This is a genomic window from Streptomyces sp. WMMB 322, from assembly GCF_900090145.1.
Taxonomy (GTDB): domain Bacteria; phylum Actinomycetota; class Actinomycetes; order Streptomycetales; family Streptomycetaceae; genus Streptomyces.
Genome location: NZ_FMHI01000008.1, coordinates 36,268 through 56,564, shown reverse-complemented (window position 1 = coordinate 56,564; position 20,297 = coordinate 36,268). Strand labels below are relative to the sequence as shown.

The window sequence follows — 20,297 nt, the reverse complement described above, 5'->3', positions numbered from 1 at the left end:
TCAATTCCCCCCGTTGCCCCTGCCGTCGCCCTGGCCGCCCTGCTCCTGCTCCGGCGGCCCGTGCCACTGCCAGTCCGACTCGTCCCACCGGTCCGGGCCGGCCACGTCCTGCCACGGGGAGGTCTCGAAGTCGTCCCCGACCTGCTCCCACTGGTCGCCCATCTCGCCCAGGTCCGGCACGGAGGTGTCCACCTCCGGCACGCGCGGCTTCACGCCGTCCCACACCTCGCCCCAGGACTTCTCGCCCGCCTTGTCCCCCTCGGCGACGCCCTGTTGCGGGTTGTACGAGCCTGCGGTGACGACGACCTCCTTGAGGGTGTCGTTCACGTACTGCTCCTGCTCGTGGTACAGACCGGCGGACAGGTCCAGCTTCTCCGCGATGTCGTTCAGGTGCTGCATCTTCTCGTGGATCGCCATTCCCCACAGGCCGCAGAACTGGCCGAACACGTCGGCCAGTTCACCGTTGCCCATCTCCATGCCGGACATCATCAGGAACTGGAAGCCCTGGCCCTGCTGCGCGGTGATGGAGAAGAAGCCGGTCTCCTCCAGTTCCGCCGTCGCAGCCTTCAGGCCCTGCTCTACCTGCTTCGCCGCCGCGGGATCGAACTTGTAACCGCCGCTCACGCCGCCCCCTCCGACTCCTCGGTCACGGCCACCTCGTCGGGCACGATCCCCTTCGCCGGCGGCAGCAGGAACGCGCCCTCACTGCCCACATCGACCGCAATACCGCAGGGGACGCCGACCTCGGCCAGGGTCTCGTCCAGCAGCCGGGCCCCGTAGACCCGCCGGAACTCCCACTCCCCGCCCTCGCCCCGCCCCCGCGCGAACGCCGTCAGCGTGTCGGTGTCGGTGAACGCGTAGATCCATCGCAGGCCCCCCTGGTCCCCGGCGAGGATCCCGCCGTCCCGGATCGGGACGAGCACCAGCGATCTGCGGAACTCCCCCAGCATGGCCCGCACTTGCTCTTGTACCTCGTCAAGGTTCCCGCCGTCCTCGGACTCCTCCGTAGGCATCACACCCCCGCTCGCTCAGGCATTCCGACCCTAGGGGAGAAAGCGGACCCGCGACAGATCCTCCACCGGCACCGACCGCGGCACTGCACCGGCTCCGGCCGTGCAACGGTACGCGGACCGGCCGGCCGCGGACCGCGCGCAGAACTCCCCCACGGCGGCGGCCACTTCGGCGCTGCGACCCGGCCCCCGTGCGGCGCTGCCCGCGCCTCCCCCGACGTCCGAACGGCTGCCCGCGCACGTCCCGCGGGCAGTCCCGTCACCGTACACAGCGCGGGCGTTGCGCCGCCGGTGAGGGCGAGGGGAAGAGGCCGTGATCACATCCGCGTTTTGCGGTCGCCGGGCGGAGCCGCGCCGGAGCACGACGCCCGCCCCGGGTCATCGGCGATCCGGGGCGGGCGTCGTGCTGCCGAAGGCGAAGTGGAGTGTCAGATCCCGCAGCTGGGGGCCGACCAGAAGCGTCCGTCACCGCCCGCGACGTGAGTGTGGTCGTCGTGGCCCGGGTAGCCGGGGCCGAGGATCTCGGTGAAGCCGTGGTCGCGTGCCGCCCGGGCCAGGGCGCAGAAGCCCTGGGAACCCGCGCCCAGGTCGGCCGCGTGGCCGTACATGTGGCGGCTGTTGGCCGCGCCGCCGACGGCGCTGTTGCAGGAGACGCTGCGGAAGCCGCCGTTGACGGTGATCGGCCGGTCGCCCATGGCGTGCCGCATGGCCTGGAGTTTCCACATGGTGACCAGGGCGTTGGCGCGGGCGGTGGCCGCGCCGACCTTGCCGCCGGACCAGTCGGAGTTGCAGTTGTTCAGCTCGTCGTAGCTGAAGTTGGCCGGTGTGCAGTCGTCGTCCTGCAGCTCGTAGATCTTGTTGAAGGTCTGGGGGCCCGCGACTCCGTCGGCGGAGAGGCCGTAGGCCGACTGGAAGCGCTGCACCGCGGCCTTGGTGGCGGGGCCGAACTGGCCGTCGATGGCCAACTGGCTGCCGGAGCCCGGATATCCGGCGACGCGGATCTGCAGCTGCCGCACGGCTTCGCCGGACGCGCCCTCGCTGAGCGTTCCGCTCCAGCTGTAGCACGCGTCGGCGGCTGTGGCCGTCGCTGCGGCGGCCGGCGCCGGGCTTGCCACCGCGGGCACGGCCGCGGGGGCGGCCAGCGCCAGGCCCGCACCGGTCAGAACCGAGACCAGCGCTCTGACAGAACGTGAAGTCATGGGAGACGTTGCCTTCCTGGGTTGGGTTGCCGGGCTGGAGAGGCTGACAGTCCCGCCGATCGCCGTTCGCGTCAAGAACAGGCAAATATTCGGCAGATTTCCTGAAGTTCCTGCTGAAGGCAGTCATTTGCGCGGCTGCGCTTCCGCCCTCGGCGCCGCCCGTACGCGGACGAGGCGTACGACTCGGAGCGGTGGACAGCGGTTATGACGTTCCGTGACCGTGACCGGGTTCTGAGCGTGCGGCGAGGCGAAATGAGCCGGGAGCGGCAGGAGATGACGGACGTCACGGCGGCGCGGACGGACGAGGACCGGACGCCGAACCCCAACTCACCCTCTTCCCCCCGTCGCCCGGTCCGTCGTCCCGTACGCGGCGCAGGGCTGACGCGCGCAGGGCTGACGCCCGGGGGAAACCGCGCCCCCGGGCAGGCGGGTTGCCCGGGGGCGCGGCGGTGGGGGGTGGTGGTCCGGCGGCAACCGGCCCGGCCCGGCGCCCCGTTCAGCTGCTGAACGCCGCGTCGAAGGAGGAGGACGGGGGGTCGTAGTCGTAGGCCTTGAGCCGGCGCAGGGCCTCCGGCGCTCCCGCCAGCCGGTCCATGCCGGCGTCCTCCCACTCGACGGAGACGGGCCCGTCGTAGCCGATGGAGTGCAGCATCCTGAACACGTCCTCCCAGGCCACGTCGCCGTGCCCGGCGGAGACGAAGTCCCAGCCGCGCCGCGGGTCGCCCCACGGCAGGTGGGAGCCGAGCCGCCCGTTGCGCCCGTCGAGCCGCTTGCGGGCCTCCTTGCAGTCGACGTGGTAGATCCGCTCCCGGTAGTCGTAGAGGAACCCGGTGGGGTCCAGGTCCTGCCAGACGAAGTGGCTGGGGTCGAAGTTGAGTCCGAATGCCGGGCGGTGGCCGATGGCTTCCAGCGCACGGTGCGTCGTCCAGTAGTCGTAGGCGATCTCGCTCGGGTGCACCTCGTGCGCGAAACGCACGCCCTCGGCGTCGAAGACGTCCAGGATCGGGTGCCACCGCTGCGCGAAGTCCTCGTAGCCGCGTTCGACCATGTGCGGCGGGACCGGCGGGAACATGGCGACCAGATGCCAGATGGAGGACCCGGTGAAGCCGACGACGGTGCGCACGCCGAACGCAGCCGCGGCTCGCGCGGTGTCCTTCATCGCCGCCGCGGCGCGCTGCCGCACGCCCTCCGGGTCGCCGTCGCCCCAGATGCGGGCGGGCAGGATGGCCTGGTGCCGCTCGTCGACGGGATCGTCGCAGACGGCCTGCCCCACAAGGTGGTTGGAGATCGCCCAGCACTTCAGGCCGTACTTCTCCAGCAGGGCATGCCGTCCCTCGACGTAGCCGGGTTCGGCGAGGGCGCGGTCGACTTCGAAGTGGTCGCCCCAGCAGGCGAGTTCGAGACCGTCGTAGCCGAAGTCGCGGGCGTGGCGGCAGACTTCCTCCAGCGGCAGGTCCGCCCACTGGCCGGTGAAGAGGGTGAACTGTCGGGGCATTGGCGCAGCCTCCTGATCCGTGCTGGGCTGGGTGTCCGGGTCCGGTCCGGCGGCAGTGGCCGGCTCGTCAGCCGGCGTCGACGGTGACGCAGGTGCTCTGCTTCGCCGCGCTCTCCTCGACGGCGGCCAGGACCCGCTGGACCTGGAGCCCGTCGGCGAAGGACGGTTCTGCGTCGGTGCCGGTGGCGATCGCGTGCAGCAGGTCGCGCGCCTGGTGCACGAAGGTGTGCTCGTAGCCCAGGCCGTGCCCGGGCGGCCACCACGCCTCCAGGTAGGGGTGCTCGCCCTCGGTGACGAGGATGCGCCGGAACCCCGATTCGGATGCGGTGTCGGTGTGGTCGTGGAAATGGAGTTCGTTGAGGCGTTCCAGGTCGAACTCGAGTGATCCGAGTGTCCCGTTGAGCTCGACGCGCAGTGCGTTCTTGCGTCCGGAGGCCACGCGGCTGACCTCGAAGGACGCCAACGCCCCCGATTGCAGGCGCCCGTTGAAGATGGCCGCGTCGTCGACGGTGACGGCGCCGAGCGCGCCGCCGGGTGCCTCGCCGGGCAGCGGACGCTCCGTCACGAAGGTCTCCGTCTGGGCGGAGATCCCGGCGACGGGTGAACCCGCCAGGTGCTGTGCGATGTCGACGGCGTGCGCGCCGAGGTCCCCCAGTGCCCCGGAGCCGGCGGCTTCCCTGCGCAGCCGCCACGCCAGCGGGAAGGCCGGGTCGACGAGCCAGTCCTGCAGGTAGTGCACGCGCACGTGGCGCAGTTCGCCCAGCCGGCCCTCGGCGACCATGCGCCGGGCGAGGGCGAGGGCGGGCGTGCGGCGGTAGTTGAAGCCGACCATCGTCAACTGGCCCCGCTCGCGGGCTGCTTGCGCCGCGGTGGCCATCGCTTCGGCCTCGGCCACCGAGTTGGCGAGGGGCTTCTCGCACAGCACGTGCTTGCCCGCCTCCAGTGCGGCGACGGCGATCTCGGCATGGCTCTCGCCCGGTGTGCAGATGTCGACGAGCTGGATGTCGCTGCGCGCGATCAGCGCCCGCCAGTCGGTTTCGGCCGCCGCCCAGCCGAGCTTGCCGGCCGCCGCGCGCACGGCCTCCGGGTCCCGTCCGCACACGGCGGTCATGGCGGGCGCGAGCGGCAGGTCGAAGACCCGGCCGACGGTGCGCCACCCCTGGGAGTGGGCGGCTCCCATGAAGGCGTAACCGACCATGCCCACGCCGAGCGGTGGCGCCGATCCGCCCTGTCGGGAGTGGGCGGGTGCGGGTGCGGGCGCTGTGTCGTCGGACATGGGGCTCCTCCCTGTCGGGGATACGAGTGGGGGGCGGGCACGGCCCTGGCGTGGTGCGCGGCGCGGTGCTCGGCCCGAAGCGGGTCCCGTCGCGGGTCCGGGCCGTCCGGGTCGTCCGGGTCGGGCCGGAGCGGACCGGAGAGCCCGGTGACGGGGCCCGGGGCGGGCCTACTTGAAGCCCGTCGGCAGGTATTCGTCGACGTTGGACTTCGTGACGACGGCCGAGTAGAGCGTGATGGACGCGGGGATCTCGAATTCGGCGAGACCGCCGACCCCCTTGCCCTGCCCCAGTGCGCGTGCGAGGTCGATCGCCGAGGCCGCCATCGTCGGCGGATAGAGAACGGTGGCCTTGATGACGCTGTCGTCGGCCTTGATGGTCTCCATCACGCGCCGTGATCCGGCGCCGCCGACCATGAGGAAGTCGTCGCGGCCGGCCTGCTTGATGGCCCGCTCGGCGCCGACGCCCTGATCGTCGTCGTGGTTCCACAGCGCGTCGAACTTCGGTTCAGCACGCAGCAGTTGGGCCATCTTCGACTGACCGGACTCCACGGTGAACTCGGCGGCCTGCCGCGCGACCTTGTCGATGCCCGGGTAGTTCTTCAGGGCGTCGTCGAAGCCCTTCGTGCGCTCCCGGGTCAGCTCGAGGTTGTCGATGCCCGCGAGTTCCACGACTTTCGCGTTCTTCTTGTCCTTGAGCTTCTCCCCGATGTAGCGGCCGGCGTTGAGCCCCATGCCGTAGTTGTCGCCGCCGATCCAGCACCGGTAGGCCTGCTGCGAGGCGAAGACCCGGTCGAGGTTGACGACGGGGATGCCCGCACGCATCGCCTTGAGACCGACCTGCGTGAGCGCCTTCCCGTCGGCGGGAAGGATGACGAGGACGTCGACCTTCTTGTTGATCAGCGTCTCGATCTGCCCCACCTGCTGGGCGTTGTCGTTGGACCCCTCGGTGGCCTCCAGGGTGACGTCCTTGTACTGCTTCGCCCGCTTCTTGGCCTGCTCGTTGATGGCGTTGAGCCAGCCGTGGTCGGCCTGCGGCCCGGCGAAGCCGATGGTGACCTGCTTGCCGGGCTTGTCGTCGGCGACGTTGGCCTGCCCGGCCTCGGCGTCCTTGTCGTCGTTGCTCTTGTTGCTGGTGCATCCGGCGGAGAGAAAGGCGGCACCGGCGGCGGCGCCGAAGAGGATGTTCCTGCGCGAGGCGCCGAACGCACGGGGCGAGGACGAGGACGAGCGCGAAGAGGCCTCGGAACGGGGCGAGCCGGGTACGGGGTTGTTCGGATTCGGGTTCTCGGGCGATTCGGTCATGACGTCTTCCGACCCTTCTGGACCAGGACTGCGGCGACGATGATCGCTCCCTTGGCGATCTGCTGGACGTCCGTCTGGAGGTTGTTGAGAGCGAACAGGTTGGTGATCGTGGTGAAGACGAGCACTCCGAGCACGGAGCCGGTGATGGTGCCGCGGCCTCCGCTCAGCAGGGTGCCGCCGATGATCGCGGCGGCGATGGCGTCGAGTTCGTAGAGGTTGCCGTTGGTGTTCTGGCCCGAGCCGGTCAGGACGATGAGCATGAACGCGGCGATGCCGCAGCACAGGCCGGAGAGCAGGTACAGCAGCAGCCGCTGCCGCCGCACGGCGATGCCGGCCAGACGCGAGGCCTCGGCGTTGCCGCCGACGGCGACGGTGCGCCGTCCGAACGTGGTGCGCCCCAGGACGAGCCAGCCGAGCACTGCGACGGCGGCGAAGACCAGGACGAGCGGCGGCACGCCCAGCACGTAGCTGTCGGAGACGCCGAGGTCGAGAACGGACTCCACCGTCACCACCTGCGTCTTGCCGTCGCTGATCAGCAGCGCCAGCCCCCGCGCCGAGGCGAGCATGGCCAGGGTCGCGATGAAGGGCACCATCGGCCCGTAGGCGATGAGCACGCCGTTGACGAGTCCGCAGCCCAGCCCCACGCACAGCGCGCACAGCAGCACGCCGCCCAGCCCGAACTCCTGCGTGGCCACGGTCGTCGCCCACACGGACGCGAGCGCCACGATCGCTCCGACGGACAGGTCGATGCCGCCGCCGATGATCACGAACGTGACGCCCACGGTGACGACCCCGATGACCGAGGACTGGGTGAGGATCAGCTGAAGGTTGTCGCCGGTCAGGAACTGCTCCGGCTTGGTGAACGCGCCGACGACGACCAGCGCGAGAAGCACCCCGGCGAGTGAGAGGTGACGCAGCCCGGAACGGGGTGCGCTGATGCCGCGCCGGGACGGCGGAGCGGACGGCTGCGACGCGGGCTCCTTGACCGTCTCGGCACCGGTTGGGCTCAGCACGACGGGCTCCCTTCCATGACGAGGTCGAGCACCCGGTGCTCGTCGAGCTCCCGGGCGGGTGCGGTGTGCACGACGCGGCCCTCCCTGAGCACCAGCACCCGGTCGGCCAGGCCGAGCACTTCGGGCAGTTCGCTGGAGACGAGAAGGACGGCGACGCCGGAGTCGGCGAGCCGGCGGATGACGGTGTAGAGCTCGGCGCGTGCCCCCACGTCGACGCCGCGGGTGGGCTCGTCCAGCAGCAGAACGCGGCACTCGCGCAGCAGCCAGCGGGCGAGGACGACTTTCTGCTGGTTGCCGCCGGAGAGGGTGCGAACGGCCCTGTCGGGATCATCGGGGTGCAGGGCGAGATCGCGGGTGCGGGCGCGGGTCTCGGCCCGCTCGCGGGAACGGTCGAGCCAGCCGCCGGTGGAGAAGCGGGGCAGCGCCGAGACGGAGACGTTGCTGGAGACGGGCTCCAGCATCAACAGCGCCTGGGACTTGCGCTCTTCGGGCGCCAGACCGATGCCCGCCCGTACCGCCGCGGTGACGTCGCCGGGACGCAGCGGCCTGCCGTCGACGAGGACGCGTCCTGCGGTGGGCCTGCGGGCTCCGGCGAGGGTCTCCAGGATCTCCGAGCGCCCGGAGCCGACGAGCCCGGCGAGGCCGGTGATCTCACCGGCGCGCAGTTCGAGGTCGAGCGGCGCGAACTCCCCCTTGCGCGTGAGGCCTTCGGCGCGCAGCACCGGCGGCGGGGGCGCGGCGTGGAGGACGCGGTCCTCCAACGGTTCGATGACAGCCGGGCGTTCGGGGAAGGCGTACTGCACCTCGCGGCCGGTCATCAGGGCGACGAACTCCCGTGTCCCGGTGGTGCGGGCCGGCAGTCCGCGGGCGGCGACGCGCCCGTCCTTGAGCACGCAGACGCGGTCACCGATGCGGCGTATCTCTTCCAGCCGGTGGGAGATGTAGACGACGGCGACGCCGTCCGCCGTCAGCGCGGCGACGATGCGGAACAGGTTGGAGACCTCGTCCGGGTCGAGTGCGGCGGAGGGCTCGTCCATGACGATGAGGCGCACGTCGTGCGAGAGGGCGCGGGCCATGGAGACAATCTGCTGCGCGGCGGCGGGGAGCGCGCCGACGGTCACGTCCGGGTCGATCTCGGGATGCCCGAGGCGGCGCAGGAGCGAGGCTGCGCGGGTGCGGGCGTCGCGTGCGCGGATGAAGCCGCGGGCGGACACCTCGTTGCCGAGGAAGATGTTCTCGGTGACCGACAGGTGCTCCACCAGGTCGAGTTCCTGGTAGATGGTGGCGATGCCGAGCCGCATGGCGGCCATCGGCGTGGGCAGCCGTACGGGCTCGCCCTGCCAGTGGATGTCTCCCTCGTCCGGCTGGTGGGCGCCTGCCAGGATCTTGATCAGGGTGGATTTGCCCGCGCCGTTCTGCCCGAGCAGGCAGTGCACTTCGCCGGCCTGAACGTCCAGGTCGACGCCGTCCAGCGCCCTCACGCCGGGGAAGGTCTTGGTGATGCGGGACATCGTCAGCAGTGGAGCCTGTGGATCGTCTGGAGCCATGGCGGGCCTCCGTGCGTACTGCGTACGGGCAGGCGGGACCGTGCTCGGTGCCGTCTTGCGGGGCTGTGGTGCCGGCCGTGCTGTGTGCGGTGCAGTGCGGTGTGGTGCCTGTGCGGTGGAGCGGGTGCCGTTGGTGCGGGGCGGTGCGCGCGCTGTACGACGGGGCCTTGCGGGCGGACCGGGAGCCCGGCGCGAGCCGGGCCCCGGGAGCCGGGTCAGGCCGGTGAGAAGAGGTGGTCGCTGATGAGGCGGGCGGCTCCGGTCACGCCGGCGACGGGGCCCAACTCGCCCAGGACGATGGGGAGATTGCCGGTCGCCAGGGGCAGCGACTGGCGGTAGACCTGTGTGCGGATGCTTGCGAGCAGCGTGTGCCCGAGTCCGGTCACGCCGCCGCCGATGACGACGAGTCCGGGGTTGAAGAAGCTGACGAGACCGGCGATGACCTGGCCGACCCGGGCGCCGCCCTCGCGGATGAGGTCCAGGGATGTGCCGTCGCCGGCGGCGGCCGCGTTGGCGACGTCCTCGGCGCTCAGCCGCCCCGCGGCCTCCAGCCGGGCCGACAGTTCGGGCGACACCCCGTCGCGCGCGGCGGCCTCCGCGTCTCGTGCGAGGGCGGCTCCTCCGAAGTAGGCCTCCAGACAGCCGCGGTTGCCGCACGGGCAGGGGCGGCCCTCCAGCTCGACCTGTATGTGCCCGATGTCTCCGGCGCTTCCCGTGGTCCCGCGGTGCACCTCACCGCCGGCGACGACACCGCAACCGATGCCGGTGCCGATCTTCACGCAGAAGAAGTCCCGTACGGAGCGGGCGACTCCGGCCTGCATCTCGCCCATGGCCATCAGGTTCACGTCGTTGTCGACCATGACGGGGCAGCCGAGTTCCTGGCTGAGTGCCTCCCGTACGGGGAAGCCGTCCCAGCCGGGCATGATCGGCGGAGCCACCGGGACACCCTCCGGGAAGCGCACCGGCCCGGGGACGCCGATTCCCGCGCCGGCGAAGCCGTCGGCGACGCCGGAGTCACGGAGCTTGCCGACGAGCGCGAGCACCTCGTCGAAGACTGCGACGGGGCCCTCACGCACGTCCATCGGCTGATTGACGTGCCCCAGAATCTCCAACTCGGGGTTGGTCACAGCCACATCGACGGACGTGGCGCCGATGTCGACGCCGAGGAAGCGGAGTTCGGGGGCGAGCCGGACGTTGTGCGAGCGGCGGCCGCCGCGGGAGGCGGCGAGCCCGTCGGCGACGACGAGCCCCGTCTCCAGCAGCCGGTCGATCTCCACGGCGAGCTTGGAACGGGAGAGGTCGACGCGGTCGCCCAGCTCGGCGCGGGAGTTCGGACCACCGTCACGCAGCAGGCGGAGCAGTCGCGCCTGGTGCGCGTTCGCGGGCCGAGCTGTCATGCGCCTCACCGTCACCCTCCCTCCCCTGACAACCGTCAGCCGGCTCTGGGAAGCCACCCGGCCGGCGGGCAGGGTGCAATGCTCAACTCCCCTGCATGCGGCCGGACTTCTCGTCGACCTCTCCCGCGGAAGCGTGGGTCGCTCCCCGGGGATTGACTGGGAACGTACCAGCGCTCTGCGCCCTGGGGAAGAAGTTCTGCAGAAACCCCTTCGACTTTTTCCATGGACTGGACAAAGCCTTTCCGCGTCCCGCCGCCGGCCCCGCTCGCGCACCGGCGGACGGGGACCGCGACCTGGCGGCGGACCAGAGCAGGGGGCGGCCCCGAGCAGGTCGCGCACGGATTCCAACACTACGTGACACACGTCACATTCAGTTCCTGTCAGCAATCGGCCCGCTGTCCCGCTCAACCCACGAGGGAGCAAGCGAACAGACAGGAGCGCCCCATGAAGCACCGCATCCTCGTGCTCGGCGCCGGCTATGCCGGGGCCCACACGGCCGGGAACCTGGCCCGCCGGCTGTCCCCGGCGGACACCGAGATCACCGTGGTCAGCGCTGAGCCGGACTTCGTCCAGCGGCTGCGGCTGCACCAGCTCGCGGCCGGCCAGGAGATCGAGGCTCCGAGACTCGCCGACGTCTTCGCAGGCACGGGGATACGGCTGCGCCTGGCCCGTGTCACCGCCGTCGACCCCGAGCGTCAGGTCGTCGCCGTGGCGGACGCCGAGGGCGCCGGCGAACTCGGCTACGACACGCTTGTCTACGCGCTCGGCAGCCACGTCGACACCAGCGGCGTCCCGGGCGTGACCGAGCACGCCTTCGACGTCACCGGCCGGTCCTCGGCGCTGCGCCTGCGCGAGCGCCTGGACAGCCTGGAGGCGCGGGGCGAAGGCCGCAGGGTGCTGGTCGTCGGCGACGGGCTGACCGGCATCGAGACCGCCACCGAGCTCGCCGAATCCCGGCCCGGCCTGTCGGTGACGCTGGTCGCCCGCGGCGAGCTCGGCGCTCGGCTCTCCGGCGGAGCCCGCAGCCACCTGCGCCGGGCCTGCGACCGGCTGGGCATCACGGTCCTGGAGCACACCGGCGTCGAGACGGTCGAAGCGACGCGGGTGCTGTGCGCCGACGGTTCCACCTTGGCGTCCGACGCGACGGTGTGGGCAGCCGGGTTCGCGGTCAGCCCCGTCGCCGCCGCCGGCGGGCTGGAGGTCACCGAGGACGGTCGCATCGTCGTCGACCGCACCATGCGGTCCGTCTCGCACCCGAACGTCTACGCCGCCGGCGACAGCGTCCACGCCATCGGCGACAACGGCCGGCCGCTGCCGATGTCCTGCGCTTCGGCCGGCTGCACCAGCATGCAGGCGATCGCCGCGATCACGGGACACCTCACCGGCCGCAAGATCGCCCGCACCAGGCTCGGGTACGTGGGCAACCACATCAGCCTCGGGCGGCGGGACGGGCTCCTGCAGATGGTCGACGACGAAGCACGGGCGAAGCCGAAGTACGTGGCCGGCCGGAAGGCCGCCCGGATCAAGGCGGGCATCCTCAAGGGCTCGCTGTGGGCCACCTCCCACCCGACCTTCGGCCTGCCCAGGCGCAGGCGCCGCCTGGCCGCCGCCCCGGACACCTCCGCGAATCCGTCCGCCGAGAAGGCGATTGCGTGGCCGTAGGGTGATCCGCGTGGACAGCAGCGTCCCCGATCGCTTCGACACCAGCCGGTTCGAGGCCGGCCGTAACCGGCTGGCCTCGCTGGCGTACCGGCTGCTGGGCTCCGCCGCCGACGCCGAAGACGCCGTGCAGGACGCGTTCCTGCAGTGGCAGTCCGCCGACCGGCAGCGGATCGAGGTGCCGGAGGCATGGCTGACAAAGGTCGTCACCAACCTGTGCCTCGACCGGCTGCGCTCCGCACAGGCCCGCCGCGAACGCGCCGTCGGCGCCTGGCTGCCCGAACCGCTTCTCGACGGGGACCCGATGCTCGGCCCTGCCGATACGTTCGAGCAGCGCGAATCGGTCTCCCTGGCCGTGCTCACTCTCATGGAGCGCCTCTCACCCCACGAGCGGGCCGTCTACGTCCTGCGCGAGGCCTTCTCCAACAGCCACGCCGAGATCGCCGAGATCCTGGACATCACCGAGTCCGCGAGCCAGCAGCACCTCCACCGGGCCCGACGCCGCATCACCGCCGCACGCCGCGGCGGCGGAGGAGTCGACCCCGCCGCCGCACGCAGGATCGTCGAGGAGTTCCTCGCCGCCGCCTCCTCGGGCCGCACCGAACGGCTGGTGGCGCTGCTCACCGACGACGCGACAGCGATCTCCGACGGTGCCGGTCAGGCCGGGAAGCTGCTGCGGTACGAAACTCCGCAGCGCGTCGCCACCTTCGTACGGGCCGGCTTCAAACCCACACCCGCGAAACGGCGACTGGCCGGCGGCACGCCCGCCATCCACTACGCGCTCGTCAACGGCGCGCCCGCCGTCCTCTTCGTGGTCGGCGACCAGGTCATCGGCGCCGTGACGTTCGACATCACCGACGGCGGGATCGCGGCCGTGCGCGGCATCGCAGCCCCCGCACGCCTCGCCCGCCTCGTCGAGGCCTGGCGGCAGCACGAACCGGCCCCGCCGCTCATCGCCCGGTGGTGATGCGCCCGCGTTTCACGGGCGGCCGCCTGTGAGGCACCGCGTCCCACGGTGGTCGTGCTGCGGGTTCACCGCCCTCGTGGCCGCAGGAACAACGGCCGGCCCCCGGGCCGGGGCGGGCCCGCGGGACCGGAGTGCACGGTGGCCTGCAAGGGCGCACGGGACGCCCGGCTCCCCGGGGGGAATCGCGGAGCCAGGGCGGGAAAAGCCGCGGCGCCCGCCGGGAAGCGGAGGCGTCAGCCGCGTTCGCGCTCGTGGTAGGAGCGGCGTGTGTGCTCGGTGTGCTGCCGCATGACGTCGGCGGCGCGCTGCCCGTCCCCGTCGGCGATGGCGCTGATCAGCTCGCGGTGCTCGATCCAGGACTGCGCACCGCGCTGCCGCGCGACCGGCGTGTAGTACCAGCGCACCCGGCGGTCGACCTGCCGGGCGAGTTCGGCGAGGACGGAGTTGCCGGCCAGTGCCATCACGCGGGCGTGGAAGGCCGCGTTCGCCTCCACGACCGTCTCCACCTCAGCACCGCCGACGGCCGCCTCACCGCGGGCGCACAGGTCCTCCAGCTCCGCGACGCCGCCGGCGTCCGCGTTCGCGGCGGCGAGCCGGGCGGCCTCGGCCTCCAGCAGCGTGCGCACGGTCAGCAGCTGGTCGGCCTCCTCCTCCGTCGGCTCGTGCACGAACGCGCCCTGTGCGGGGCGCAGGTCCACCCATCCGTCGGTGTTCAGCCGCTGCAGCGCCTCCCGCACGGGCTGCCGGGAGACTCCGAGATGCTGGGCGAGCTCGCTCTCGACAAGATGCTGCCCGGGCCTGAGCGAGCGGGTGGTGATGAGCTCCAGCAGCGCTTCGTAGACCCGCTCGCGGAGCGGGCCCGGACGCTCCAGCTTGGGCATGGTGCCTTCCGGCAGTCCGGCGGACAACATTCGGCGACTCCTGACCTTCGGGGGCCCTGGACCCTGAAAGATGAGAGAACCGTCAGCGACGGGAACCCTGAAACTCTTGGCTATTGAATACAGTCTACGGAGTGCACTGGCTCCGCGGCGCGCACAGGGGCCATCTTCTGCTCACTGTGACACGTCACACCCCGCATTCCGGACACGGGCCCGGATCCCGAACTCCCCTGCCCCAACCGGATATTGGCGCGCGTCCCGCCCCTTGCCGTGCCAGTCTCTGCTCCCATGGAGCGCGACTGGACACCCGACGAACTGGCCCACGCGGGCCCCGAGCACCTCGACCCCGGCTTCGTCAGCCGATTCGACCGCAAGCAGGGGCATCCCGACCCCGCCGGAGACCTTGACCTGCTCCGCTCGCACGGGCTCTCGGCCGACTCCGTCGTCGTCGATCTCGGCGCGGGCACCGGCCAGTTCGCCGTCCCCGCGGCACGGGCCTTCGGGCGCGTCGTCGCCGTGGAGGTCTCCCCCGCGATGCGCGACGTACTGCGTGAGCGTGCCGCCGCGGAAGGACTGGCCACCCTGGAATGCGTGCGGGGCGGCTTCCTGACCTACGAGCACTCCGGTCCGCCGGCCGACGCGGTCTTCACCCGGCACGCGCTGCATCAGCTGCCCGACTTCTGGAAAGTGCTGGCTCTGCACCGCATCGCGGGCATGCTGAGACCCGGCGGCATCCTCCGCATCCACGACCTGGTCTACGACGTCCCCGCACAGCGGATCGAGGAGTTCGTGGAGAGCTGGCTGGAGGACGCCCCGGAGGACCCGGCCACGGGGTACACCCGCGAGGACCTCGCGGAACACATCCGCACCGAACACAGCACGTTCCGGTGGCTGCTGGAGCCGATGCTGACGGCCACGGGTTTCGAGATCGCCGACGCCTCGTTCCGCGGCTCCGTGTACGCCTCGTACACCTGCGTACGACGATGACGGGAACCGGGCCCCCGGCAAGGGGCACAGCCGGAGTCCGGCACAACCCGCAGAACCCGCAGAACCCGCGGATGAGAAGAAGGGTCTCCGGATGGAGCTGACCGTGCTCGGGGGCTGCGGAGCGTGGCCGACGAGCACCCAGGGATGCAGCGGCTACCTGGTCACCTGTGAAGGATTCCGGCTGCTGATCGACCCGGGGTACGCCACGCTGCCGGCGCTCCTGGGGCACGCCGGAGCGGAGCAGATCGACGCGGTCCTCGTCAGCCACGGACATCCGGACCACTGCGCGGACCTCAACCCGCTGCTGCGCGCACGGGCCCTCGGCGGCGCCGGTCCTGCACGCCTCCCCTTGTACGCGCTGCCGGGAGCGCTGGACGCGGTGCTCGCCCTCGACCGGCACGGCATGCTCGCCGATGCCTGGACCCTGCACGAGTTCACCGCCGGAGCACGCTTCGAGATCGGCCCCTTCACGGTCGACACCGTGCTGCTTCCGCACTTCGTGCCGAACGCCGGTATCCGCCTCACCAGTCCGCGGGGCACCGTGCTCGCCTACACCGGTGACACCGGTCCGAGCCCTCAGGTGCCACTCCTCGCCCAGGGGGCCGACATCTTCCTCTGCGAGGCCACATACCCCGAAACCGTCCCGCGCGAGGACGCGGAGCATCTGCTCAGCGCCCGTCTGGCGGGCCGGTACGCGCAGCAGGCGGGCGCCGCCGGGCTCCTGCTGACCCATCTGTGGCCCGGCACTCCGCCCGAAGAGGCGTTGCGTGCGGCGCGCGCAACGTTCCGGGGGCCACTCGCCGTCGCCGCTCCCGGTCAGGTACTGGAGGTCGGTGCAGAGGTCACGTAGTGGCAGCGGCCGGGCCACATACAGTCGACAAAATCTGCCGCCGCTCTGGTCATCTCCCTTTCAACTACCTACAGTTCGTCGCCATGGCACTCGGGTTCCTTGATCGCTCCCGCACCGTGGCACCGCCCGGCTGGAGCCGCTGGCTGATCCCCCCGGCCGCACTGTCGGTCCACCTCTCGATCGGCCAGGCCTATGCGTGGAGCGTCTTCAAACCCGCGCTCGAGTCGTCCATGGGCCTGTCCGGGACGGCCAGCGCCCTCCCCTTCCAGCTGGGCATCGTCATGCTCGGTCTCTCCGCGGCCTTCGGCGGCACCCTCGTGGAGCGCAACGGGCCGCGCTGGGCGATGACGGTCTCGCTGCTGTGCTTCTGCTCGGGCTTCCTGATCTCCGCGCTGGGCGCCGCCGCCGGGCAGTACTGGCTGGTGGTCTTCGGCTACGGGTTCGTCGGCGGCATCGGCCTCGGCATCGGTTACATCTCCCCCGTCTCCACGCTCATCAAGTGGTTTCCCGACCGTCCCGGCATGGCGACCGGCATCGCGATCATGGGGTTCGGCGGCGGGGCGCTCATCGCCTCGCCGTGGTCCGCTCAGATGCTGGAGAGCTTCGGCAGCGACAAGGGCGGAGTCGCCTCGGCCTTCCTCGTACACGGACTGGTCTACGCGGTCTTCATGTCGCTGGGGGTGCTGCTGGTCCGCGTGCCGGCCGAGGGCTGGCAGCCGCCGGGCGGGAAGCCGCCGCAGGAGCAGTTGGCGAGCAAGCCGCTGGTGACCACAGCGAACGTCTCCGCGCGCAACGCAGTGCGCACGCCGCAGTTCTGGTGCCTGTGGGTCGTTCTGACGATGAACGTGACAGCCGGGATCGGCATCCTGGAGAAGGCCGCGCCGATGATCGGCGACTTCTTCGCCGACACCTCCACTCCCGTCTCCGCCTCCGCCGCGGCGGGCTTCGTCGCCCTGCTCTCGCTGGCCAACATGGGCGGGCGCTTTCTGTGGTCGTCCACGTCGGACGTGATCGGCCGCAAGAACATGTACCGGTGCTATCTCGGCGTGGGCGCGCTGATGTACCTGGGGATCGTGCTGCTCGGCGACTCCTCCAAGCCGCTGTTCATCGGGTGCGCGCTGGTGATCATCTCCTTCTACGGCGGCGGTTTCGCAACCGTGCCGGCCTATCTGAAGGACCTGTTCGGCACCTACCAGGTGGGCGCCATCCACGGGCGGCTGCTGACCGCGTGGTCCACGGCGGGCGTACTCGGCCCGCTCATCGTCAACTGGGTCGCCGACTCGCAGGAGGCGGCGGGCCGCTCCGGCCCGGGCCTCTACGGGCTGGCGCTGTCCATCATGATCGGACTGCTGGCCGTCGGGTTCATCGCGAACGAGCTGATCCGGCCGGTGAGTTCGAAGTTCCACGAGCCCGCACCGGCGGCCGCCGCCGGTCCCGCCGGCGACGAAGAGCACGAGGAGGCGACGGGGCGATGAGCACCGGCGAGAACAGCACACCCGACGCACCGGCGGCCGCCGGCGGACCCCCGGCGGCACTGTTCGCGCTCGCCTGGCTCTGGGTGGGCGCGCCGATGGCGTACGGACTCTACGAACTGCTCCTCAAGGCCGTGCAGCTCTTCACCGGCGGCTGACGGGTTCCTTCGGGGCCACCGCGAGGGGATAATTCGGACGCAGTCCTGTGCGGCGCAATCGCCGCACAAGTATTGTCCGTTCGCGAGTGTATACAATATTCTGTCGACTATCTCAGGTTCCATCCCACGCTCGGTCCCCTCAACCGAACGGAGAGCGGATATGAAAGTTGCAGTCGTCGGCGCCGGAGCAATCGGCGCCTATGTCGGAGCAGCGCTGCACAGGGCGGGCGCCGAGGTACACCTCATAGCCCGTGGACCTCACCTGGCCGCCATGAAGGACAACGGCGTCCAGGTCCTCAGCCCGCGCGGTGACTTCACCGCACGGGTGCACGCCACGGACGACCCGTCCGCCATCGGGCCGGTCGACTACGTCTTCCTGGGGCTGAAGGCCAACTCCTACGCGGCGTGCGGGCCGCTGGTCCACCCCCTGCTGGGCGAGAAGACGGCCGTCGTGGCCGCGCAGAACGGCATTCCCTGGTGGTACTTCCACGGTCTGGAAGGCCCCTACAAGGGCAGGCGCATCGAGAGCGTCGACCCCGACGGCGCCGTCAGTGCCGTGCTGCCGCCCGAACGAGCCATCGGCTGCGTCGTCTACGCCGCGACCCAGCTCAAGGGCCCCGGCGTCGTACAGCACATGGAAGGCACCCGCTTCTCCATCGGCGAGCCGGACACCACCGACTCCGCGCGCTGCGAGGAGTTCAGCGAAGCCATGAAGGCCGGGGGCCTCAAGTGCCCCGTCGAGGCGGACATCCGGAACGACATCTGGATCAAGCTGCTCGGGAACATCGCGTTCAATCCGCTCAGCGCGCTCTCCCGGGCGACCATGGCGCAGATCTGCCGCCACCAGGACACACGGGCCCTGGTGGCGACGATGATGCGCGAGACGCTCGCGGTGGCCGAGGCCGTCGGCTGCCGTCCCGAGATCTCCGTCGAGAAGCGACTGGCCGGAGCCGAACGCGTCGGCGAGCACAAGACCTCCACCCTCCAGGACCTGGAGAGCGGCAAGCCCATGGAGCTGGATGTGCTCCTGGCAGCCGTGGTCGAACTCGCCGCGCTGACCGGCACGCGCGTTCCGAAGCTCTGCGCCATCCACGCCGTCACCGACCTGCTGGCACAGACCGTAAGGAGCGCAGCATGAAACGCGACCGCGGGAAACCGTCGTCGAAGGAGTACACCCGCCTCACCCATCCCCTGGTGCGGGACGAGAAGGGCGGCCCGCTGCGCAGGGCGACGTGGGAGGAGGCGCTGGAGAAGGCGACCGAGGGGTTCCGCCGGATCAAGGCGGAGCACGGTCCGGACGCCTTCGGCATGTTCTCCTGCGCCCGCGCGACGAACGAGATGAACTACGTGGCGCAGAAGTTCACCCGCGTCATCATGGGCACGCACAACGTCGACTCGTGCAACCGCACCTGTCACGCGCCCAGCGTGGCCGGGCTCTCCGCCGCGTTCGGGTCGGGCGGCGGCACCTCCTCCTACGAGGAGGTCGAGTCGACCGACCTGATCGTGATGTGGGGCTCCAACGCCCGCTTCGCGCACCCGATCTTCTTCCAGCACGTGCTGCGCGGCATCCGCAACGGCGCGAGGATGTACGCCGTCGACCCGCGCCGTACGTCCACGGCCGAGTGGGCGGAGAGCTGGCTCGGGCTGAACGTCGGCACGGACATCCCGCTGGCGCACGCGATCGGCCGGGAGATCATCCACTCGGGGCTGGCCAACCACGCCTTCATCGAGCGGGCCACCACCGGCTTCGAGGAGTACAAGGCCGAGGTCGAGCCGTGGACGCTGAGCGCCGCGGAGAAGGTGACCGGCGTACCCGCCGACGCCATCCGCGACCTCGCGCACGCCTACGCCACCGCCGAACGCGCCCAGCTGTGCTGGACGCTGGGCATCACCGAGCACCACAACGGCACCGACAACGTGCGGGCGCTGATCAACCTGTCCCTGCTGACCGGGCACGTGGGCCGCTACGGCGCCGGCCTCCAGCCGCTGCGCGGCCAGAACAACGTGCAGGGCGGCGGCGACATGGGTGCCATCCCGGACCGGCTGCCCGGGTTCCAGAACGTCCTCGACCCCGAGACCCGGGAGAAGTTCGAGGCCGCCTGGGGCGTCGAGCTGGAGCCGCGGCACGGACGCAACCTCACGATGATGTTCGAGGCCATGGAGACGGGCGAGTTGAAGGCCGTCTACTGCATCGGCGAGAACCCGGCGCAGTCCGAGGCCGACTCCGGCCAGGCCGTCGAGCGGATGCAGAAGCTCGAACACCTCGTGGTGCAGGACATCTTCCTGACGAAGACGGCCGAACTGGCCGACGTGGTGCTGCCCGCGACCGCCGCATGGTGCGAGACCGACGGCACCACCACCAACAGCGAACGGCGCGTGCAGCGCGTGCGCAAGGCGGTCGACCCGCCGGGTGAGGCCCGCGAGGACATCGACATCATCTGCGACATCGCCGGACGCCTCGGCCACGAGTGGAAGTTCGCGGACTCGGAGGCGGTCTGGAACGAACTGCGCTCCGTCTCGCCCAACCACTACGGCATGACGTACGACAGGCTCACCGAGCACCAGGGCATCCAGTGGCCCTGCCCCAGCACGGAGAAGCTCGAACCGACGTACATGCACGGGCGGCTGTGGGAGGCGGACCCGGCCAAGCGCGGACCGCTCGCGCCGTTCGGCATCGTCAAGCACGACCCTCCGGTGGACCTCACCGACGAGGAGTACCCGCTGAGGCTGACCACCGGCCGCCGCCTGGACTCGTACAACACCGGTGTGCAGAGCGGCAGTTTCGCCTCGCCGCTGCGGCGCGGTGAGTACGTGGAGCTGTGCCCGGAGGACGCAGAGACGTACGGGGTCGGCGTCGGCGAAGAGGTGCGGGTGACCTCGCGGCGCGGCTCCGTGGTCGCTCCGGTGTGGATCGACCCGGGTCTGCGCCCGGGCCTCGCGTTCATGACCATGCACTTCCCGGACGAGGTGGACACCAACCAGCTGACCATCGAGTCCAACTGCCCCATCGCAGGTACCGCCGAGTTCAAGGCATCCGCGATACGGATCGAGAAGCTGCCTGTCGCGGCAGCCGTGAGGAGCTGAGAC

The 20,297-nt window shown here is 71.0% G+C and carries 18 protein-coding genes; 8 read left to right on the top strand and 10 right to left on the bottom strand.

Annotated features, from left to right (window positions below; genetic code table 11):
• From H180DRAFT_RS14805 to H180DRAFT_RS14765, 9 genes are all read right to left on the bottom strand, one after another.
• Positions 1 to 624, bottom strand: a complete 624-nt coding sequence (locus H180DRAFT_RS14805) for a hypothetical protein (protein WP_055486534.1) — start codon at positions 622 to 624, stop codon at positions 1 to 3.
• On the bottom strand, positions 621 to 1,013 hold the full coding sequence (locus H180DRAFT_RS14800; protein WP_055486687.1) for a hypothetical protein: 393 nt from the start codon (positions 1,011 to 1,013) through the stop codon (positions 621 to 623). Before H180DRAFT_RS14800 ends, H180DRAFT_RS14805 begins: the two co-directional genes overlap by 4 nt.
• A gap of 425 nt (positions 1,014 to 1,438) precedes the next feature.
• The gene (locus H180DRAFT_RS14795; protein ID WP_055486533.1) at positions 1,439 to 2,209 is read right to left on the bottom strand and encodes a M15 family metallopeptidase; all 771 of its coding nucleotides are present in this window, start codon (positions 2,207 to 2,209) and stop codon (positions 1,439 to 1,441) included.
• 496 nt (positions 2,210 to 2,705) lie between these two features.
• A complete protein-coding gene (locus tag H180DRAFT_RS14790; protein WP_055486532.1) occupies positions 2,706 to 3,704 on the bottom strand; it encodes a sugar phosphate isomerase/epimerase family protein in 999 nt (332 codons plus the stop codon).
• A 67-nt stretch (positions 3,705 to 3,771) separates the two neighbouring features.
• Positions 3,772 to 4,980 carry a Gfo/Idh/MocA family protein gene (locus tag H180DRAFT_RS14785; RefSeq protein WP_055486531.1) on the bottom strand — a complete coding sequence of 403 codons (1,209 nt, stop codon included), beginning with the start codon at positions 4,978 to 4,980 and terminating at the stop codon, positions 3,772 to 3,774.
• Positions 4,981 to 5,148: 168 nt separating this feature from the next.
• Positions 5,149 to 6,282 (bottom strand): substrate-binding domain-containing protein, encoded by a 1,134-nt coding sequence (locus H180DRAFT_RS14780; protein ID WP_079100121.1) that lies wholly within the window; start codon positions 6,280 to 6,282, stop codon positions 5,149 to 5,151.
• A complete protein-coding gene (locus H180DRAFT_RS14775) occupies positions 6,279 to 7,220 on the bottom strand; it encodes an ABC transporter permease (RefSeq protein ID WP_254666037.1) in 942 nt (313 codons plus the stop codon). The genes H180DRAFT_RS14780 and H180DRAFT_RS14775 overlap by 4 nt, the downstream gene beginning before the upstream one ends.
• A gap of 68 nt (positions 7,221 to 7,288) precedes the next feature.
• Positions 7,289 to 8,842, bottom strand: coding sequence for a sugar ABC transporter ATP-binding protein (locus tag H180DRAFT_RS14770; protein WP_055486530.1), 1,554 nt, complete (start codon positions 8,840 to 8,842; stop codon positions 7,289 to 7,291).
• A gap of 215 nt (positions 8,843 to 9,057) precedes the next feature.
• On the bottom strand, positions 9,058 to 10,239 hold the full coding sequence (locus H180DRAFT_RS14765; protein ID WP_055486529.1) for an ROK family transcriptional regulator: 1,182 nt from the start codon (positions 10,237 to 10,239) through the stop codon (positions 9,058 to 9,060).
• A gap of 444 nt (positions 10,240 to 10,683) precedes the next feature.
• Between H180DRAFT_RS14765 and H180DRAFT_RS14760 the strand changes: the two genes are divergently transcribed.
• Together H180DRAFT_RS14760 and H180DRAFT_RS14755 are read left to right on the top strand one after the other, a co-directional pair.
• Positions 10,684 to 11,901, top strand: a complete 1,218-nt coding sequence (locus tag H180DRAFT_RS14760; RefSeq protein WP_055486528.1) for an NAD(P)/FAD-dependent oxidoreductase — start codon at positions 10,684 to 10,686, stop codon at positions 11,899 to 11,901.
• Between the two features lie 10 nt (positions 11,902 to 11,911).
• Positions 11,912 to 12,865 (top strand): sigma-70 family RNA polymerase sigma factor, encoded by a 954-nt coding sequence (locus tag H180DRAFT_RS14755; protein WP_055486684.1) that lies wholly within the window; start codon positions 11,912 to 11,914, stop codon positions 12,863 to 12,865.
• Between the two features lie 233 nt (positions 12,866 to 13,098).
• Here H180DRAFT_RS14755 and H180DRAFT_RS14750 read toward each other — a convergent pair whose 3' ends face one another.
• Positions 13,099 to 13,776 (bottom strand): GntR family transcriptional regulator, encoded by a 678-nt coding sequence (locus H180DRAFT_RS14750; RefSeq protein WP_055486527.1) that lies wholly within the window; start codon positions 13,774 to 13,776, stop codon positions 13,099 to 13,101.
• 255 nt (positions 13,777 to 14,031) lie between these two features.
• Here H180DRAFT_RS14750 and H180DRAFT_RS14745 point away from each other — a divergent pair, with 255 nt between their 5' ends.
• The 6 genes from H180DRAFT_RS14745 to H180DRAFT_RS14725 all read left to right on the top strand — a co-directional run bounded on the left by H180DRAFT_RS14745 (position 14,032) and on the right by H180DRAFT_RS14725 (position 20,294).
• Positions 14,032 to 14,730, top strand: a complete 699-nt coding sequence (locus H180DRAFT_RS14745) for a class I SAM-dependent methyltransferase (protein WP_055486526.1) — start codon at positions 14,032 to 14,034, stop codon at positions 14,728 to 14,730.
• A gap of 91 nt (positions 14,731 to 14,821) precedes the next feature.
• Positions 14,822 to 15,580, top strand: coding sequence for an MBL fold metallo-hydrolase (locus tag H180DRAFT_RS14740; protein ID WP_055486525.1), 759 nt, complete (start codon positions 14,822 to 14,824; stop codon positions 15,578 to 15,580).
• 83 nt (positions 15,581 to 15,663) lie between these two features.
• Positions 15,664 to 17,055: an OFA family MFS transporter gene (locus H180DRAFT_RS14735; protein ID WP_055486524.1), complete on the top strand. Its 1,392-nt coding sequence runs from the start codon at positions 15,664 to 15,666 to the stop codon at positions 17,053 to 17,055.
• Positions 17,052 to 17,210 carry an MFS transporter small subunit gene (locus H180DRAFT_RS29835; protein WP_159033579.1) on the top strand — a complete coding sequence of 53 codons (159 nt, stop codon included), beginning with the start codon at positions 17,052 to 17,054 and terminating at the stop codon, positions 17,208 to 17,210. Before H180DRAFT_RS14735 ends, H180DRAFT_RS29835 begins: the two co-directional genes overlap by 4 nt.
• Before the next feature lie 160 nt (positions 17,211 to 17,370).
• Complete coding sequence (locus H180DRAFT_RS14730) at positions 17,371 to 18,348, top strand: 2-dehydropantoate 2-reductase (protein WP_055486523.1); 978 nt, start codon at positions 17,371 to 17,373, stop codon at positions 18,346 to 18,348.
• Complete coding sequence (locus H180DRAFT_RS14725; protein ID WP_055486522.1) at positions 18,345 to 20,294, top strand: molybdopterin oxidoreductase family protein; 1,950 nt, start codon at positions 18,345 to 18,347, stop codon at positions 20,292 to 20,294. Before H180DRAFT_RS14730 ends, H180DRAFT_RS14725 begins: the two co-directional genes overlap by 4 nt.
• The last annotated feature ends 3 nt before the right edge of the window (positions 20,295 to 20,297 follow it).

Bases quoted from the DNA above. Each gene is read 5' to 3' on its own strand.
- H180DRAFT_RS14795 (WP_055486533.1), bottom strand. From the start codon at position 2,209: ATGACTTCACGTTCTGTCAGAGCGCTGGTCTCGGTTCTGACCGGTGCG.
- H180DRAFT_RS14740 (WP_055486525.1), top strand. From the start codon at position 14,822: ATGGAGCTGACCGTGCTCGGGGGCTGCGGAGCGTGGCCGACGAGCACC.
- H180DRAFT_RS14730 (WP_055486523.1), top strand. From the start codon at position 17,371: ATGAAAGTTGCAGTCGTCGGCGCCGGAGCAATCGGCGCCTATGTCGGA.
- H180DRAFT_RS14785 (WP_055486531.1), bottom strand. From the start codon at position 4,980: ATGTCCGACGACACAGCGCCCGCACCCGCACCCGCCCACTCCCGACAG.
- H180DRAFT_RS14800 (WP_055486687.1), bottom strand. From the start codon at position 1,013: ATGCCTACGGAGGAGTCCGAGGACGGCGGGAACCTTGACGAGGTACAA.
- H180DRAFT_RS14770 (WP_055486530.1), bottom strand. From the start codon at position 8,842: ATGGCTCCAGACGATCCACAGGCTCCACTGCTGACGATGTCCCGCATC.
- H180DRAFT_RS14790 (WP_055486532.1), bottom strand. From the start codon at position 3,704: ATGCCCCGACAGTTCACCCTCTTCACCGGCCAGTGGGCGGACCTGCCG.
- H180DRAFT_RS14750 (WP_055486527.1), bottom strand. From the start codon at position 13,776: ATGTTGTCCGCCGGACTGCCGGAAGGCACCATGCCCAAGCTGGAGCGT.
- H180DRAFT_RS14780 (WP_079100121.1), bottom strand. From the start codon at position 6,282: ATGACCGAATCGCCCGAGAACCCGAATCCGAACAACCCCGTACCCGGC.
- H180DRAFT_RS14760 (WP_055486528.1), top strand. From the start codon at position 10,684: ATGAAGCACCGCATCCTCGTGCTCGGCGCCGGCTATGCCGGGGCCCAC.
- H180DRAFT_RS14765 (WP_055486529.1), bottom strand. From the start codon at position 10,239: ATGACAGCTCGGCCCGCGAACGCGCACCAGGCGCGACTGCTCCGCCTG.
- H180DRAFT_RS14735 (WP_055486524.1), top strand. From the start codon at position 15,664: ATGGCACTCGGGTTCCTTGATCGCTCCCGCACCGTGGCACCGCCCGGC.
- H180DRAFT_RS14745 (WP_055486526.1), top strand. From the start codon at position 14,032: ATGGAGCGCGACTGGACACCCGACGAACTGGCCCACGCGGGCCCCGAG.
- H180DRAFT_RS29835 (WP_159033579.1), top strand. From the start codon at position 17,052: ATGAGCACCGGCGAGAACAGCACACCCGACGCACCGGCGGCCGCCGGC.
- H180DRAFT_RS14725 (WP_055486522.1), top strand. From the start codon at position 18,345: ATGAAACGCGACCGCGGGAAACCGTCGTCGAAGGAGTACACCCGCCTC.